General features: G+C 65.3%; 14 protein-coding genes. 8 read left to right on the plus strand and 6 right to left on the minus strand.

Annotated elements, in window-relative coordinates; translation table 11 throughout:
* Nucleotides 1-134: 134 nt before the first annotated feature.
* Nucleotides 135-2,312, plus strand: a complete 2,178-nt coding sequence (locus AAFF27_22165) for a DEAD/DEAH box helicase family protein (protein XAH22677.1) — start codon at nt 135-137, stop codon at nt 2,310-2,312.
* Between the two features lie 75 nt (nt 2,313-2,387).
* Here AAFF27_22165 and AAFF27_22170 read toward each other — a convergent pair whose 3' ends face one another.
* Entirely contained in the window at nt 2,388-2,663 is a 276-nt protein-coding gene (locus AAFF27_22170; protein XAH22678.1) for a hypothetical protein, read from the minus strand.
* Between the two features lie 222 nt (nt 2,664-2,885).
* Between AAFF27_22170 and AAFF27_22175 the strand changes: the two genes are divergently transcribed.
* The 4 genes from AAFF27_22175 to AAFF27_22190 all read left to right on the plus strand — a co-directional run bounded on the left by AAFF27_22175 (nt 2,886) and on the right by AAFF27_22190 (nt 7,467).
* Nucleotides 2,886-4,367 carry an IS66 family transposase gene (locus AAFF27_22175; protein ID XAH22679.1) on the plus strand — a complete coding sequence of 494 codons (1,482 nt, stop codon included), beginning with the start codon at nt 2,886-2,888 and terminating at the stop codon, nt 4,365-4,367.
* Between the two features lie 342 nt (nt 4,368-4,709).
* Nucleotides 4,710-5,903, plus strand: coding sequence for a patatin-like phospholipase family protein (locus AAFF27_22180; GenBank protein ID XAH22680.1), 1,194 nt, complete (start codon nt 4,710-4,712; stop codon nt 5,901-5,903).
* Nucleotides 5,900-6,637 carry an acetoacetate decarboxylase gene (locus AAFF27_22185; GenBank protein ID XAH22681.1) on the plus strand — a complete coding sequence of 246 codons (738 nt, stop codon included), beginning with the start codon at nt 5,900-5,902 and terminating at the stop codon, nt 6,635-6,637. The genes AAFF27_22180 and AAFF27_22185 overlap by 4 nt, the downstream gene beginning before the upstream one ends.
* Before the next feature lie 47 nt (nt 6,638-6,684).
* Complete coding sequence (locus AAFF27_22190) at nt 6,685-7,467, plus strand: 3-hydroxybutyrate dehydrogenase (GenBank protein XAH22682.1); 783 nt, start codon at nt 6,685-6,687, stop codon at nt 7,465-7,467.
* A 65-nt stretch (nt 7,468-7,532) separates the two neighbouring features.
* On the opposite strand, the gene AAFF27_22195 is transcribed toward AAFF27_22190, so the two are convergent.
* The 3 genes from AAFF27_22195 to tal form a co-directional block, all read right to left on the minus strand.
* Nucleotides 7,533-7,904 carry a DUF805 domain-containing protein gene (locus tag AAFF27_22195; protein XAH22683.1) on the minus strand — a complete coding sequence of 124 codons (372 nt, stop codon included), beginning with the start codon at nt 7,902-7,904 and terminating at the stop codon, nt 7,533-7,535.
* 91 nt (nt 7,905-7,995) lie between these two features.
* Nucleotides 7,996-9,585, minus strand: a complete 1,590-nt coding sequence (pgi, locus tag AAFF27_22200) for a glucose-6-phosphate isomerase (GenBank protein ID XAH22684.1) — start codon at nt 9,583-9,585, stop codon at nt 7,996-7,998.
* A 13-nt stretch (nt 9,586-9,598) separates the two neighbouring features.
* Nucleotides 9,599-10,546, minus strand: coding sequence for a transaldolase (tal, locus tag AAFF27_22205; protein XAH22685.1), 948 nt, complete (start codon nt 10,544-10,546; stop codon nt 9,599-9,601).
* A 133-nt stretch (nt 10,547-10,679) separates the two neighbouring features.
* Between tal and zwf the strand changes: the two genes are divergently transcribed.
* Nucleotides 10,680-12,143 carry a glucose-6-phosphate dehydrogenase gene (gene zwf / locus AAFF27_22210; GenBank protein XAH22686.1) on the plus strand — a complete coding sequence of 488 codons (1,464 nt, stop codon included), beginning with the start codon at nt 10,680-10,682 and terminating at the stop codon, nt 12,141-12,143.
* A 14-nt stretch (nt 12,144-12,157) separates the two neighbouring features.
* Nucleotides 12,158-13,003, plus strand: coding sequence for an SIS domain-containing protein (locus AAFF27_22215; GenBank protein ID XAH26296.1), 846 nt, complete (start codon nt 12,158-12,160; stop codon nt 13,001-13,003).
* 134 nt (nt 13,004-13,137) lie between these two features.
* On the opposite strand, the gene AAFF27_22220 is transcribed toward AAFF27_22215, so the two are convergent.
* Nucleotides 13,138-13,752, minus strand: coding sequence for a DUF3047 domain-containing protein (locus AAFF27_22220; GenBank protein XAH22687.1), 615 nt, complete (start codon nt 13,750-13,752; stop codon nt 13,138-13,140).
* Nucleotides 13,753-14,032: 280 nt separating this feature from the next.
* Nucleotides 14,033-15,076, minus strand: a complete 1,044-nt coding sequence (locus tag AAFF27_22225) for a porin (protein XAH22688.1) — start codon at nt 15,074-15,076, stop codon at nt 14,033-14,035.
* Between the two features lie 366 nt (nt 15,077-15,442).
* Between AAFF27_22225 and coq7 the strand changes: the two genes are divergently transcribed.
* On the plus strand, nt 15,443-16,054 hold the full coding sequence (gene coq7 / locus AAFF27_22230; protein XAH22689.1) for a 2-polyprenyl-3-methyl-6-methoxy-1,4-benzoquinone monooxygenase: 612 nt from the start codon (nt 15,443-15,445) through the stop codon (nt 16,052-16,054).
* Nucleotides 16,055-16,056: the final 2 nt, after the last annotated feature.

Raw genomic sequence — 16,056 nt, forward strand, 5'->3', positions numbered from 1 at the left:
GAACACGTTGACCCTGCCCTCAAGGCCGCAGGCTGGGGGTAGTCGAAGGCAGCTCCGTTCGGCGCGAGTTTCGCATCACGCCGGGTCGCCTGCAGGGAGGCGGTGCACCAGCCAAGCCAGAAATTGCCGACTACGTGCTGGTCTACCGCAATACCAAGCTGGCAGTGGTCGAGGCAAAAGCCTGGGACAAACCACACACCGAGGGCGTGGCCCAGGCCAAGAGCTACTCGGCCAAGCTGGCGATTCGCCACACCTATTCGACCAACGGGCAGGCCATCTACGGCATCGACATGGCGACGGGCGCCGAGGGCGACGTGGCGCAGTACCCGAGCCCGGAAGCGTTGTGGGAGCAGACCTTTGCAGCGCCAAATGTGTGGCGTGACCGCTTTGCTACGGTAACTTTTCCGAACAAAAGCGGCACCTGGGACATCCGCTTCTACCAGGAGATTGCCGTCAACCGCGTGCTGGAGAAAGTGGCCAACGGCGAGCAGCGCATGCTGCTGACTCTAGCAACAGGCACCGGCAAAACATCTATCGCTTTCCAGATCGCATGGAAGCTGTTTCAAAGCCGCTGGAACCTGAAGGATGCGAAGAACGATGCAGAGCCATCACGCCGGCCACGCATCCTGTTTCTGGCGGACCGTAACAACCTGGCCGACCAGGCCTACAACGACTTCACCTCGTTCACGGCATTCTCCGAAGACGCACTGGTGCGCATCGACCCGGCAGACATCCGCAAAAAGGGCCGGGTGCCGAAGAACGGCAGCGTGTTCTTCACGATCTTCCAGACCTTCATGAGCGGCACCGACGAGGCGCCCTACTTCGGCGACTACCCGCCCGACTTTTTCGACCTGATCGTCATCGACGAATGCCACCGCGGCGGAGCCAACAACGAAGGCACTTGGCGCGGCATCCTCGAATACTTTGCACCAGCGGTACAGCTCGGGCTGACGGCCACACCCAAGCGCCGCGACAACGCCGACACCTATGCGTACTTCGGCGAGCCGGTGTATGTGTATTCGCTGAAGGACGGCGTCAACGACGGGTTCTTGACACCGTTCAAAGTGGGGCAGATTGCGACCACGCTGGACGACTATGTCTACACAGCCGACGACACGCTGGTCGAGGGCGAGATCGAGGCTGGCAAGCGCTACGTGGAGGCAGACTTCAACCGCATCATCGAAATCAGGCAACGCGAGGCCTACCGTGTGCGCAAGCTGATGGACATGATCGACCAACGCGAAAAGACCATCGTGTTCTGCGCCACGCAAGACCATGCGCTGGCGGTGCGCGACCTCATCAATCAGATGAAAACCAGCACCGACCCTGGTTACTGCCAGCGCGTGACGGCCAGCGACGGCGCGCTGGGCAACCAGCATCTGCGCGAGTTCCAGGACAACGAGAAAACGACCCCGACCATCCTGACCACGTCGCAAAAGCTCTCCACCGGTGTAGATGCGCGCAACGTGCGCAACATCGTGCTGCTGCGGCCAGTGAATTCGATGATCGAGTTCAAGCAGATCATCGGCCGTGGCACGCGGCTGTATGAGGGTAAGGACTACTTCACGATTTACGACTTCGTGCGGGCGCACCAGTTGTTCTCGGACCCGGAATGGGATGGCGAACCGGTCGAACCCGAAGTGCGTGCGCCGAAGCTGCCGGGCACTCCGCCCACAGCGAAGGAATCACCGCCGCCCGACTATCTGCCGCCGGTGCGTGCCGCGAAGATCAGGGGACAACTGGCCGACGGCAAGGAGCGCGCCATCCAGAGCATGGTCGCCACCAGCTTCTGGGGGCCGGACGGCAAGCCGCTTTCGGCTGCGCAATTCATGGAAAGCCTGTTCGGCGTGCTACCAACATTCTTCCGTGACGAGGCCGAGCTGCGCACGATATGGAGCGATCCCGAAACACGCAAGGGGTTGTTGGTGGGGCTGGCCGACAAGGGTTTCGGCACCGTTCAGATCGGCGAGATGCAGAAGCTGATCGAGGCGGAGAAAAGCGACCTGTTCGATGTGCTGGCCTATGTGGCATTTTCCTCGGCGCCTCTGACCCGCCAAGTTCGGGCCACGGCTGCCAGCGAGGCAACGGCCAGGCAGTTCACCGACAAGCAGAGTGCGTTCATCGATTTCGTGCTGGCTCAGTACGTGAAAGAAGGCGTGAGCGAGTTGGGCGTCGAGAAGTTGTCGCCGCTGCTGAAGCTCAGATACCACAACGCGTTGTCCGATGCATTCGCGGAGCTCGGCCAGCCAGAGCAGGTGCGGGGGCTGTTCGTCGGTTTCCAGCGCTACCTATACGAAGCGAAAACGCCCTGACACGGCGGGTCTCTCCGCTCTTGGCATGCGGGAACCTGCCCACGCGCTGAGCAGCCCCCGCCAATGACCGAATGCTTACTGCGCTGGCGGCGGCCCCGGTGGCATGTGGTCCGGGCGCGCCGCCAGTGTGCCGTCCGGACCGGTCTTGCAGGTGCCGGTCATGGTGCGGCCATCGCGCATCGTGATGCTGACGGACGTGCCCTCGGTCTTGCCCTGGCAGGCGGCAATGGCCTCAGGCGGCGGGCCGCGGTGGCCCCCGCGATCCGAGGGCGGCGCGTTGCCGGCATCCTGGGCAAAGCAGGCGGCACCACTCAGGGCCAAGGACAGGACCAGCACATGGCGGTAGGACATGGAAGCGTCTTTCTCTGAAAAAGGAGGAAGGCGCAATCTAGCCCGTGCGGGTGTCCCGCCCATGTAGCGCAGGTGAAGCCGTGGTACCGCCTGCAGCGGCAAGCAGCCATAGCTACAAATAATATAGCTATTAGCCCAGACTACACCTGGGCTAGAGGCACTTTTTACCAAAATAAATGTAACTACTCAGGTCCCCGGATTCGCTAATAGACAATAGCGGCAATGCCCAGCCACCCGAGCCAGCCCGACCTCCCAGCGTTGCCCGATCTCAGCACGCTGAGCCACGCGCAGAAGGACGAACTGATCAGGATGCTGTGGCCGCTGCTGGGGCAGGTGCAATCGCTCACCGCCCAGCTCGCAGTGATGCAAGCGCGCATCACCGAGCTCGAAGCCCGGCTGGCCCTCAACAGCCGCAACTCCAGCAAGCCGCCCTCCAGCGATGGCCTGGCCAAACCCGCCCCGAAGTCCCTGCGCCCCAGCGGCCAGCGCCCTCTAGGCGGCCAGAAGGGCCACGGCGGCCACACGCTGCGCCAGAGCGCCGAAGTCGACCAGGTCATCACCCACCAGAGTGCCCCCCGCTGCAACGCCTGCCAGGAGTTGCTGGCCCAGCACGAGGTCATCGCCCAGCGCCAGGTCTTCGAACTCCCGGCGCTGCGCGCCCAGGTCATCGAACACCAACTGATCCGCTCCACCTGCCGCTGCGGGGCCGTGCACCAAGGCAGCTTCCCCGAGGGCATCAGCGCTCCCACGCAATACGGCCCCCGGGCCAAGGCCCTGGCCGTGCATTTGAACCAGCACCACCTGGTGCCCCTGCAGCGCACCTGCGAGCTCCTGCGCGACGCCTTTGGCCTGCCCCTGTCCCAAGCCAGCGTGCTGGCCTTCTGCCACCAGGCGGCCCAGACCCTGGCGCCCACGGTAGCGGCCATCGGGCAGGCCGTACAAGGCGCCCCCGTTGTGCACGCCGATGAGACCGGTATCCGGGTCAAGGGCACCCTGGCCTGGTTGCACTGCGCCGTCACGGCCTCGCTGACGTGGCTGGGGCTGCATGCCAAGCGTGGCAGCGCAGCCTTCGAAGCCCTGGGCATCCTGCCCGGCGTGCGGGGCACGCTGGTGCACGACGGGCTGGCCAGCTACAAGGGGCTGGACTGCACGCACAGCCTGTGCAATGCGCACCACCTGCGGGAGCTGACCTTCGTGCACGAGCAGATGGGCGAGAGGATCTGGGATGGCTGGGCGCGCGAGATGATGGAGCTGCTGCTGCAGGCGCAGCGCGAGGTGGCGCAAGCAGACTCACCACTTCCGCTGGAGCGCCAGGCCTGGTTCGAAGCGCAGTGGGAACAGTTGCTGCAGCGCGGGGAGCGGCTGCACCCGGAGGTCTTGCCCTCGGGGGCGCCCCGCAACAGACAGGGCCGCCACCAGCAGAGCAAGGCGTTCAATCTGCTCAAGCGCCTGCGCGTGCACCGCCGCGAGGTCTGGCGCTTCATGACCGATGCGGACGTGCCTTTTACCAACAACCTGGCCGAGCAGGCCCTGCGCATGTCCAAGGTCCGACAGAAGGTCTCGGGCTGCTTTCGCACGCGGGAGGGGGCCGATACCTTCTTTACCCTGCGCTCCTATCTGGCCACTATGCGCAAGCAGCGCGCCTGCCTCTTTGACTGCCTCATCAGTGTCTTCTCGGGGAACACCAGGCAGCCTGTGCTGTAGGGGCGATGCTGTTCGGTTGCCTGCGCTCGCCCTGCACCGTTCGGCGGGCCTGCCGCTGTACGTAGGCCCCAGGCTTCGACCACCTCTGCCCTCAGGGGGCTGAGTAGTTACAAATAAATGCAGCACAGATGCAGCACGCACAACGCGCACCCGGTGACGGCCATGTGACACCTGCGCCGGCCACAAACTCTTTCCGGTTGAAGGCGAATGCCTACACCTGTACGCCCGGCATCGACGTATCCTGCTCACCGGAACGGGCAGCGGCAGTTCGCGCATGCACCCGTCCATCCGCACGGGTTCATCCATCGGCTGAAACGCGCACAACCTCCACCGCCACTGCCCATGAAGACTTCGCGCCCGCTTCCGCGTCCTCCAGCAACCCCGGCGATCCGCCCTCCTCCCTCCAGCACCGACGACGAATGCATCCTTGTGCTGCAGGGCGGCGGCGCGCTGGGGGCCTACCAGGGCGGCGTCTTCGAAGCGCTGAGCAAGGTCTACCGCGAGCCGACCTGGGTCGCCGGCATCTCCATCGGGGCGATCAATGCCGCGCTGATTGCCGGCAACCCGGCCGCAAGGCGCCTGGCGCGTTTGCGCGAATTCTGGGAACTGGTCAGCTCATCGCCTCCACTGCCCTCCATCGGCATCAGCAGCGCGGGCGGCACGGCGCGCGCCACGCTGAACGACGCCAGCGCGACCCGGGTCATGCTGTGCGGCGTGCCGGGTTTCTTCACGCCGCGCTTCCCGCCAGCGCCGTTCCAGCCGCGCGGCAGCCTGGAGGCGATCAGCTACTACGACACCACGCCGCTGCAGCGCACGCTGGAGCGGCTGGTGGACTTCGACCTGCTCAACGACGGGCCGGTACGCCTGTCGGTCGGCGCGGTCAATGTGCGCACCGGCAACTTCGAGTACTTCGACTCGGCCAAGCAGCGCATAGACGCACGCCACGTCATGGCCAGCGGCGCATTGCCGCCCGGCTTTGCGCCGGTCGAGATCGACGGCGAGCACTACTGGGATGGCGGGCTGGTGTCGAACACGCCACTGCAGTACGTGCTCGACCAGCCCGGCAAGCGGCGCCGCCTGGTGTTCCAGGTCGACCTGTTCGCCGCGACCGGCCCCTTGCCCACCACCCTCGCCGAGGTGACCGAGCGCGAGAAGGACATCCGCTTCTCCAGCCGCACCCGCATGAACACCAACAACGAGCTCGACATGCAGGTGATCACGCAGGCCGCCAAGCGCCTGCTGGCCAAGCTGCCGCCCGCGCTGCGCGACGACCCCGACCTGCAGGCGCTGACCCGCATGCGCTGCGAGAGCGCCGTCGACGTGGTGCACCTGATCTACCGCAGCAAGCACTACGAGAGCCAATCCAAGGACTACGAGTTCTCGCGCCTGTCCATGCAAGAGCACTGGGACACCGGGCGCGCCGACATGTCGCACACCCTGCACGACCCGCGCTGGACCGGGCACGAGCGCAGCGCCAGCGGCGTGCATGTGTTCGACCTCACCTCCGACAGCTCCACCACCGGGCCCGCCACATGAACATCGCCGACGTCAAGCGCAACGCCTTCGCCATGCCGCTCACCAGCCCGGCCTTCCCGCCCGGGCCCTACCGCTTCGTCAACCGCGAATTCCTGATCGTCACCTACCGCACCGACCCCGACGCGCTGCGCGCCGTGGTGCCCGAGCCGCCGCAGATCACCGACCCCATCGTCAAGTACGAGTTCATCCGCATGCCCGACTCCACCGGCTTTGGCGACTACACCGAGTCGGGCCAGGTGATCCCGGTCACATTCGAAGGCCAGGCCGGCGGCTATGTGCATTCGATGTACCTCAACGACGAGGCGCCCATTGCCGGCGGCCGCGAGCTGTGGGGCTTTCCGAAGAAGCTCGCCGCGCCCAGGCTCGCGGTAGAGACCGACACCCTGCTCGGCACGCTGGACTACGGCTCGGTGCGCGTGGCCACCGCCACCATGGGCTACAAGCACCACGCGCTCGATACCGCAGGCGTACTCAAAGGCCTGCTCGCGCCCAACTACCTGCTCAAGATCATTCCGCACGTGGACGGCGGCCCGCGCATCTGCGAGCTGGTGCGCTACTTCCTCGAAGACGTCACCGTCAAGGGCGCCTGGACCGGCCCCGCCGCGCTGGAGCTGGCGCACCACGCGCTGGCGCCCGTGGCACAGTTGCCGGTACTGGAAGTGCTATCCGGCACGCACATCCTGACCGACATGACGCTTGGCATGGGCACCGTCATCCACGATTATTTGAGCTGAACCTCCATCCCCTCCCTCACCCTTAGCTTCACCGTACAGGCACTCTCATGAAACTCCAGAACAAGGTCTGCATCGTCACCGGCGCCGCCAGCGGCATTGGCAAGGAAATCGCCATCACCTATGCGCGCGAAGGCGGCAAGGTCGTGATCGCCGACCTGAACAAGGACGCCGCACAGGCCGCGGCCGATGACATCACCCGGGCCGGCGGCACCGCGATGGCGGTGGCCATGGACGTCACTAATGAAGACCAGGTCAACGCAGCCGTCGCCGAGGTGGTGGCGGCCTATGGCGGTGTCGACGTGCTGGTGAGCAATGCCGGCATCCAGATCGTGCACCCGGTCGAAGAGTTTCCGTTTGCCGACTGGAAGAAGATGCTCGCCATCCACCTCGACGGTGCCTTCCTCACCACCAAGGCGGTGCTGCCGCACATGCAAAAGTCCGGCACGGGCGGCAGCATCATCTACATGGGCTCGGTGCACTCCAAAGAGGCCTCGGTACTCAAGTCAGCCTATGTCACAGCCAAGCACGGCCTGATCGGCCTGTGCAAGACGGTGGCCAAGGAAGGCGGCAAGTACAAGATCCGCGCCAACGTGATCTGCCCGGGCTTTGTCCGCACGCCGCTGGTCGAAAAGCAGATCCCCGAACAGGCCAAGGCCCTGGGCATCAGCGAAGACGACGTGGTGAAGAAGATCATGCTCAAGGAAACCGTGGACGGCGAATTCACCACCGTGCAGGACGTGGCCGAGGTCGCGCTGCTGTTCGCCGGCTTCGAGACCAACGCGCTGACCGGGCAGTCGTTGGTGGTGAGCCACGGCTGGTTCATGCAATAAGCCGCGCCCCATAGAAAAAGCCCCGCAGGCCTTGCAGCCTGCGGGGCTTTTTCAATACGAGGACGTCAAACCGCGCCGGGCGGCAGGCCGGCCAGATCCAACTGTGCCGGCGGCTCGCCAAACTCATTGGCGCCGGGCTGGCTGGGCTGCACCGCCCAGTAGAGCAGCACCAGGGACCCGATCAGGGGCACGAAGTGCAGCAGCAGCCACCAGCCACTGCGGCCCACGTCATGCAGGCGGCGCACGCTCACGCTGATCGCCGGCAGGAACAGCCCCAGCGCCACCACGAAGTACACAAACTGGTGGATCAGCGAGGCCACCAGCAGTGCCAACAGCTGGAACAAGAAGAACCACCAGAATTCCGAGCGGCTGGCGCGGCCCGAAAAATCGACGTATTTCTTCTGCAGGCAAACGGAAATGGCTTGACCGAAATTCATCAGACTTCCTCCAGAGTGAACGGGCACGGGAGGCCGGGAATCCGCCCCCTCCCGCGCGCGATGCTACATCTTGCGCCTGATGTAACGGTAACTAACTTGCGCGCAGCACAGCCAGCAGCCCGGCCGTGGACGGGTCCAGCCCCTGCGTATCGCCCGACGCCAGCCGCGGCTCTATGTCCCGGGCCAGCACCTTGCCCAGCTCCACGCCCCACTGGTCGAAGCTGTTGATGCCCCACAGCGCACCACTCACGAAAACGCGATGCTCATACAACGCCAACAGCGCGCCGAGCGATGCCGGCTCCAGCCGCTCCAGCACAAAGAAGCTGCTCGGCCGGTTGCCCGGAAAGTGCTTGTGGCCACCCGCGTCGGCCTGCCCCTGCAGCAAGGCTGCCGCCTGCGCCAAGGCGTTGGCCAGCAGCTTGGGGTGGTGGCCCGGCAGGTCGTGCGCAGCGTCGCGCACGGCAATGAACTCCAGCGGCACCACGTCGGTTCCCTGGTGCAGCATCTGGAAGAAGGCGTGCTGGCCGTTGGTGCCGGGCTCGCCCCAGACCACGGGTGATGTCCCGTAGGGCACGGGCTGGCCGTCGCGGTCCACGCGCTTGCCGTTGCTCTCCATCTCCAACTGCTGCAAAAAGGCCGGCAAGCGGCGCAGCGCCTGGTGGTAGGGCGCCACGCAGCGGCTGCCAAAGCCGTGGAAGTTGCGGTACCAGACATCCAGCAGGCCCAGGCGCACCGGCAGATTGGACTCCAGCGGCGCAGTGCGGAAGTGCTCGTCCATCGCATGCGCGCCGGCCAGAAACTCGCGAAAGCCCTTGGCGCCAATGGCGATCGCAATCGCCAGGCCAATGGACGACCACAGCGAATAGCGCCCGCCCACCCAGTCCCAGAAGCCGAAGGTGGTGCTGATGCCAAAAGCCCGCGCGGCCTCCACATTGGTGGTCAGGGCCGCGAAGTGGCGCGCCACGTCGGTACCGCCGGCCGCCTCGAACCAGGCCCGCGCGCTCTGCGCGTTGGTCATGGTTTCGGTGGTGGTGAAGGTCTTGGAGGCGATCAGGAACAACGTGCTCTCGGGCCGCACCTGGCGCAGCACTGCCGCCAGTTCATGCCCGTCGACGTTGGAGACAAAGTGAAAGCGCTTGCCTGGCGCGCGGTACTCGTCCAGCGCCAGCACCACCATCTGCGGGCCGAGGTCAGAGCCGCCGATGCCGATGTTGACCACGTCGGTGATCGCCGCGTCGCCGCGCACGGCCTCGGCATAGGCCAGCATGGCGTCGCGCGTTTCGCCCACATCCTGGAAGGCAGATGCCATGTTTTTTATAGCTAATAGCCGGCTACCCGCCTGGGTTTCAGGCACTTTTTCTTTAAATCCTGGGTGACGCAGCAAGCTGTGCAGCACTGCCCGGCCTTCGGTGGTGTTGGTGGCTTCGCCGGCAAACATGGCGTCGCGCTGCGCCTCCAGGCCGCAGGCGCGCGCCAGTTGCAGCAGCAGCGCCTCGGTGGCGGCGTCGATGCGGTTCTTCGACAGGTCGGCAAACACGTAAGGCGCCTGCTGGCTGAAATGGTCGAAGCGCTCCGGGTCGGCCACAAAGGCATGGCGCGCGTCGAAGTCGCGGCCAGTGGTCTCGAAGCACTGGCGCAGTTCGGCCCAGGCGGGAGTGGTGTCGCAGCGGGGGAAACTCATGCCATCCCCGGGCTCAGGCCGCCAGCGTCAGTTGGTCGAGCTTGTGCGCGTCAGCGGCAAAGGCGCGTATGCCTTCGGCCAGCTTCTCGGTGGCCATGGCGTCTTCGTTGAGCGCGTAGCGGAAGCCCGCCTCGTCGTACTGCACCGGCTGGATCTGCAGCGCCTTGGCCGCCGCCGGGTCCAGCGCGCGTGCCAGCGGTGCCTCAGATGCGGCCAGTTGCGCCAGCAGGTCGGGGCTGATGGTCAGCAGGTCGCAGCCCGCCAGCGCGGTGATCTGCCCGATGTTGCGAAAGCTCGCACCCATGACCTCGGTGGCGATGCCAACGTGCTTGTAGTACTCGTAGATCTGCCGCACCGACTTCACGCCCGGGTCGTTAGCACCGGCATGGGCCGCCTCGTCCCAGGCGCTGCCGGCGGATTTTTTGTACCAGTCGTAGATGCGGCCCACAAAGGGCGAGATCAGCTGCACCTTGGCCTGGCCGCAGGCCACCGCCTGGGCAAAGGAGAACAACAGCGTCAGGTTGGTATGCACGCCGCGCCGCTCCAGCCGCGCCGCAGCCTGGATGCCTTCCCAGGTGGCGGCCACCTTGATCAGCACACGGTCGATATGCACGCCCTCGGCCTCGTACAGCTCGACGATGCGCTCGGCGCGGGTGTAGGTGGCTTCGGTGTCGAAGGACAGGCGCGCGTCCACTTCGGTAGAGACACGGCCCGGGATCAGCGACAGGATCTCGGTGCCAAAGCGCACCAGCAGGCGGTCGATGATTTCATCCAGCGGCCGGCCGCGAAAGCGCGCCACGGTCTGGTCCAGCAGCGGCCGGTATTCGGGCTTCTGCACCGCCTTCAGGATCAGCGACGGGTTGGTCGTCGCGTCCTGCGGCTGGTAGGCGCTGAGCTGGCGAAAATCGCCGGTGTCGGCGACAACAGTGGTGAATTGCTTGAGAGCATCGAGTTGATTCATGCGCATCCTGAGAGGTTTCTGCACGGCAATGGCCTACCGCATCGGGCAAAAGTGTATAGGCCACAGCCAAAGCGACTCCAAGCCCGCCGATCCAAACCCCGTTACAGTCAAACTCCTTTGCAGGTTCCTCACCATGTCCTTTGATCTCGTACTGTTCGGCGGCACCGGCGATCTTGCCTGGCGCAAACTCATGCCGGCCCTGTTCCAGGCCTTTCGCCACGGCAGCCTGCCGCCCGACGGCCGCATCATCGGCGTGGCCCGCGACGACCTGGACGACGACCAGTACCGCGCGCTGATCCAGGCCCGCTTCGAAGAGGTCGAAGGCGCCAAGCGGCCCAGCCCCGAAGAATTCGCCAAGTTCGCCTCGCTGCTGCAGTACGTGCAGCTCGACCTGTCCAAGCCAGCCGACTACGCACGCTTGAAGGCCAAGCTCGAATCACGCAACGCCGACACCGTGGTGATGTACCTGGCCACGGCGCCAGGCCTGTTCACCATGGCCTGCGAGCAGCTCGGCGCCGCCGGCCTGGCCACGCCGCGCACCCGCATCGTGCTGGAGAAACCGCTGGGCCACGACCTGGCCTCCAACCGCGCCATCAACGAAACCGTGCGCCGCGTCTTCGACGAGCAGCAGGTGTTCCGCATCGACCACTACCTGGGCAAGCCCTCGGTACAGAACCTGTTTGCCGTGCGCTTCGGCAATGCGCTGTTCGAGCCGCTGTGGCGGCGCGAGCTGATCGCCAACATCCAGATCACCATCGCCGAAGACCTGGGCGTGGAGAAGCGCGGCGCCTTCTACGAAACCACCGGCGCACTGCGCGACATGGTGCAGAACCACGCGCTGCAACTGCTCTGCGCCATCGCCATGGAGCCGCCGATCAGCGCCGACGCCGACGCCATCCGCGACGAAAAGCTCAAGGTGCTGCGCTCGCTGCAGCCCTGGACCGAAGACAGTCTGGAGCGCCACGCCATACGCGGCCAATACACCGCCGGCACCGCCTATGGCGAGCGGGTGCAGGGTTACCGCGAGGAGCCCGGCGTGGACCCGGACAGCCGCACCGAGACCTTCGTCGCGCTGCGCACCGAGATCGACAACTGGCGCTGGGCCGGCGTGCCCTTCTACATCCGCACCGGCAAGCGCCTGGCCTCGCGCGACGCGCGCATAGAGATCAACTTCCGCCCCACGCCGCACCCGATCTACCCGGCGCCGGCAGGCTCCTCCAACCAGTTGGTCATCAACCTGCAGCCCAAGGACGGCCTGGAACTGCACCTGCTGGCCGAGGGCCAGGACAACCGGCGCGCCGCCCGCAAGGGCCAGACGCTGGCGCCAGTGCAGCTGGACCTGGACTTCGACAAGCGCTTTGGCTCCGAGCGCGTCGGCGCCTACGAGCGCCTGCTGCTCGACGTGATCGACGGCCGCCTCAACCTGTTCGTGCGCAGCGACGAGCAGGAAGCCGCCTGGCGCTGGGTCGAGCCCATCCTGGACCACTGGCAGCACAGCAGCCAGGCGCCCCGCCCCTATGCAGCCGGTACCTGGGGGCCGAGCGCCTCCAGCGCCATGATCGCGCGCGACGGCCACTGCTGGAGCGAAGAAAACTGATGACCGAAGAAGGCATGCTCGAGCGCATCCACGCCTCCCTGCCGTCGCTGGCGCCGGCAGAGCAGCGCGTGGGCCGCCTGGTGCTGGCCGACCCGCGCAGCTTTGCCGCCCAACCCGTCGCCGAGCTGGCCGACCGCGCCCACGTCAGCAAGCCCACCGTCGTGCGCTTCTGCCGCAGCGTGGGCTATGACGGGCTGTCGGATTTCAAGCGCAAACTCGCCGGCAGCGTGGCCGAAGGCGTGCCCTTCATCCACCGCAGCGTGGATACCGACGACAAGACCGGTGACGTACTGGTGAAAGTGGTCGACAACACCGTCGCCGCCTTCCTGCGCTACCGCAACGACGCCAGCACCGTGGCGCTCGAGCGCGCCGCCGAGGCCCTGGCCGCCACCTACAAAACCGGCAGGCGCATCGAGTTCTTCGGCGTCGGCAACTCGGGCATCGTGGCCCAAGACGCGCAGCACAAGTTCTTCCGCCTGGGCGTCACCGCCATCGCCTACAGCGACGGCCACATGCAGGTCATGAGCGCCACCATGCTGGGCCCGGGCGACTGCGTGGTGATCATCTCCAACTCAGGCCGCACCCGCGACCTGATGGACGCTGCGGATATTGCGCGCAAGAACGGCGCCACCACCATCGTCATCACCGCCAGCGGCTCACCGCTGGCATCGGCCGGCCACATCCACCTGGCCGCCGACCACCCCGAGGGCTACGACCGCTACAGCCCCATGGTGTCGCGGCTATTGCACCTACTGATCGTCGACGTGCTGGCCACCTGCGTGGCGCTACGCATCGGCAGCCCGCTGCAGCCGTTGCTCAAACAGATGAAGAACAACCTGCGCAACAAGCGCTACGCCTGACCGATAGGCTCAGAAGGCGCGCGGCGCAGGCCCTGCCAAAACATCCGCGGAACCGGCTCCGCCGGGCCGCTGGATGTGCCCCCTTGAGGGGGAAGGCGAAGACACGAAGTGCGTAGCCTGGGGGTGTTCCCAGTTCACTGCTGCGGCAGCAGCCGCACCGGGCCGTACCAGGCATGGGTATCCGAGCGGGTGTTGTCGCTGTCGGTCATCAGGGCTACACCAAGCAAGCCGCCTGCCGGCTCGCCAAAGGCCAGCTTGAAGTCAGCCTGCACGTCACGCTCGTAGGCAACCCATTGCCCCAGGCGCATGGGGCCGGACTCCACCACCAGGGCACGAATGCGGTCCGTGCGCGGATGCGGAATGACGGTGCCCACCGGCCGGTGGTTGCACCATACGTAGGTCAGTGTGGCGTAGGGCATTTCTTCGCCCGTCAGCGTACGGGCCAACTCGGACAGCAGCGCGTCCTTGGTCGAAAACCGGCTGCGATCGCCGTCGAACGCCAATACCAGGCGTGCCGGCGCATCGTCGGCATCGCGGCGCCCCATGTCCGACGCCGCGATCAAGGCCGGCACCTTCCACGAGAACTGCAAGTGCCCTACCTCGGCCGGGGGCAGCTGCAGCACAGTGCGAAACATGCTCGCCGAAGAGACCGCCGTGGCTTGCACGCTGTCGATTCCGTCCACCCTGCCATAGGTGTAGAGCGTGGGCTGCTTGCCGGGAAAATGCCGCTCTTCCCAGCGCCAAGGCATGCCATTCACCCCGGAGCCAGTCCAGGCCGCGCCCTGCTCCTTTGCCAGCTCCGGCGCAGGCGCGGATGGTGGGACAGATCCGCATCCAGCCAGAACACTGGCAACAGCGATCGCAAGAGAGTAGAAAAGAAGATGGCGCACGAACATGAGCTTACGACAGGAGTGCAGCTCCTGATCCTGGGGATAACGCCCTTTTGCTTCGCCCATGAAAAAAGCCGCCGGCCCGAAGGCTGGCGGCTTTTTGTTTTCTGATCACTACCGGCACCAGGCCGGCATGTGATTAGAAGCTGTGACGCAGACCAACGTCGAAGCCGTTGGACTTGCCGCCAGGGGTCGTGCCGGTAGCTGCCAGGCCGTCATCAGCCACGGAGCGAACGCCATTGCCCTTGTTCTTCAGGAAAGCAACGGTCGTGTAGACCTGGGTACGCTTGGACAGGTTGTAGCCGTAACCGATAGCGAACTTGGTGAAGTCGTTGCTGCTGTCCTTCAGGTCGAAGCGAGCGACAGAAGCACGCAGTTCGCCAGCGCCCAGAGGAGCGGTTGCGCCGAGCAGGTAGGAGTTTGCCTTGCTGTTGCCAACGACGCCGTTCTTGACGTTTTCTTGGCCGATGTAACCCAGGACCTTGGCAACGCCGAAGTCGTAGGAAGCGCCGAGGTTGGCAAGACGCAGGTCGTTGTTAGCCGTGGTGGTGGAGGTACCAACGTACTGCTTCCATTGGCCCAGTGCAACAGCAACATTCAACGGACCGTTGGCGTAGCCAACGCGAGCACCCAGGTAGTTGCCAGCCTTGTCGTTGACAGCGGTGGACGATGCTTCGCCAAAGGCGTACTGTGCTTGGCCGTAGAAGCCGCCCAGGTTCGCAGGCAGGAAGTAACCAACGGAGTTGTTGTTACGGATCGTAGCGCCGAAAGTGTCAGCGCCCAGGAATTGGCCAACGCCGCGCGTGCCGAACGGATCGAAGTTGGTCACGTTCCAGTAGGTCGGAGCGTAGTCACGGCCGAGGCGGACTTCACCGAAGTTGCCGGACAGGCTGACGGTGGAACGACGTTGGAAGCTCAGACCTTGGGCGGTGCCGGTGTCGGTGCTCAGGGCGCCTTCGAGCCAGAAGCTGGCAGCCAGGCCGCCGCCGAGGTCTTCGGTACCGCGGAATCCCAGACGGCTGGCGCTGTTGCTGCCGGTGGACAGGCCAACACGGTTACCAGCGCCATTGCCGGCAACGCGCGACACAGCAGCGTCAACGATACCGAACAGGGTCACGGAGGACTGAGCCATCGCGGAGCCGGAAGCAGCCAGCACAGCCAAGGCAATCAGGGATTTTTTCATTGCGAGTTTCTCCAAGGTTAAACAGAGGGCTCCGGATCGAGGGGTAGGGTTTGGCTTGCACCACTGGCCTAATCCCGTCGGTTCCCCGGGCCAACCTCCTTTATGGAAGTTGGTCTTATTGCAACAGACCACTCTGTGTTGCGCAAAGGTTTTCACCCGGAAAACAGGAAGAAAGGCCGTTTCGTTGCATCACAACAACGAAACACCCATGCCTCAAAAAGAGGCGACCTGCCCGGCTTTATTGCCAGGATCAGGCGGCGTGCGGACTCCAGAAAGGGTGGCGCCGCCGCTGTTGCTGACGCCAGCGTCCTCTTTGAGGCGCCGTGCTATCTTGGCTGCAGATTCAAGACGGAAGGCAGATCCACCATGGACCGATTGCTTGCGACCGCTGATGCGGCTCTGCGCACCCTTTTTGCTGCGCCCCGGGCATCGCGCCCCTCGCCCGGCGTAGAAACCCCCGAACTGGACCCGGCGCAGAAGCGACTGGCCGGTGCCCTGATGCGCGTCAACCACGTAGGCGAAGTCTGCGCCCAGGCGCTCTACACCGCGCAGGCTGCGACCACCCGCAACCCCGCGCTGCGCGCCCATTTCGAAGAGGCCTCGCGCGAGGAGACCGACCACCTTGCCTGGACGCGCCAGCGCCTGGATGAACTGGGCGACCGGCCCAGCCTGCTCAATCCGCTCTGGTATGCCGGCGCCTTTGCGCTGGGGCTGGTGGCGGGAAAGCTGGGCGACCGTGTCAGCCTGGGCTTTGTGGTGGAAACCGAGCGCCAGGTCAGCGCGCACCTGCGCAGCCACCTGGACCGCCTGCCGGCCGAGGACAGCGCCTCACGCGCAGTAGTGGCCCAGATGGAAAAGGACGAACTGGAGCACGCAGCCGAGGCGAAAGCCGCCGGCGGCATGGACCTGCCGGCACCCGTGCAGGCGCTCATGCGCGGCGCGGCGCGCGTCATGACGACGACCGCGCACTACGTCTGAGT

Source organism: Xylophilus sp. GW821-FHT01B05 (assembly GCA_038961845.1).
Taxonomy (GTDB): domain Bacteria; phylum Pseudomonadota; class Gammaproteobacteria; order Burkholderiales; family Burkholderiaceae_C; genus Xylophilus.

What these genes read in the sequence shown, in the direction of transcription:
- zwf (XAH22686.1), top strand. Translation starts at nt 10,680, where the DNA reads ATGTCCTTTGATCTCGTACTGTTCGGCGGCACCGGCGATCTTGCCTGG.
- AAFF27_22225 (XAH22688.1), bottom strand. Translation starts at nt 15,076, where the DNA reads ATGAAAAAATCCCTGATTGCCTTGGCTGTGCTGGCTGCTTCCGGCTCC.
- AAFF27_22175 (XAH22679.1), top strand. Translation starts at nt 2,886, where the DNA reads ATGCCCAGCCACCCGAGCCAGCCCGACCTCCCAGCGTTGCCCGATCTC.
- AAFF27_22170 (XAH22678.1), bottom strand. Translation starts at nt 2,663, where the DNA reads ATGTCCTACCGCCATGTGCTGGTCCTGTCCTTGGCCCTGAGTGGTGCC.
- AAFF27_22215 (XAH26296.1), top strand. Translation starts at nt 12,158, where the DNA reads ATGCTCGAGCGCATCCACGCCTCCCTGCCGTCGCTGGCGCCGGCAGAG.
- coq7 (XAH22689.1), top strand. Translation starts at nt 15,443, where the DNA reads ATGGACCGATTGCTTGCGACCGCTGATGCGGCTCTGCGCACCCTTTTT.
- AAFF27_22190 (XAH22682.1), top strand. Translation starts at nt 6,685, where the DNA reads ATGAAACTCCAGAACAAGGTCTGCATCGTCACCGGCGCCGCCAGCGGC.
- pgi (XAH22684.1), bottom strand. Translation starts at nt 9,585, where the DNA reads ATGAGTTTCCCCCGCTGCGACACCACTCCCGCCTGGGCCGAACTGCGC.
- tal (XAH22685.1), bottom strand. Translation starts at nt 10,546, where the DNA reads ATGAATCAACTCGATGCTCTCAAGCAATTCACCACTGTTGTCGCCGAC.
- AAFF27_22195 (XAH22683.1), bottom strand. Translation starts at nt 7,904, where the DNA reads ATGAATTTCGGTCAAGCCATTTCCGTTTGCCTGCAGAAGAAATACGTC.
- AAFF27_22185 (XAH22681.1), top strand. Translation starts at nt 5,900, where the DNA reads ATGAACATCGCCGACGTCAAGCGCAACGCCTTCGCCATGCCGCTCACC.
- AAFF27_22180 (XAH22680.1), top strand. Translation starts at nt 4,710, where the DNA reads ATGAAGACTTCGCGCCCGCTTCCGCGTCCTCCAGCAACCCCGGCGATC.
- AAFF27_22220 (XAH22687.1), bottom strand. Translation starts at nt 13,752, where the DNA reads ATGCCTTGGCGCTGGGAAGAGCGGCATTTTCCCGGCAAGCAGCCCACG.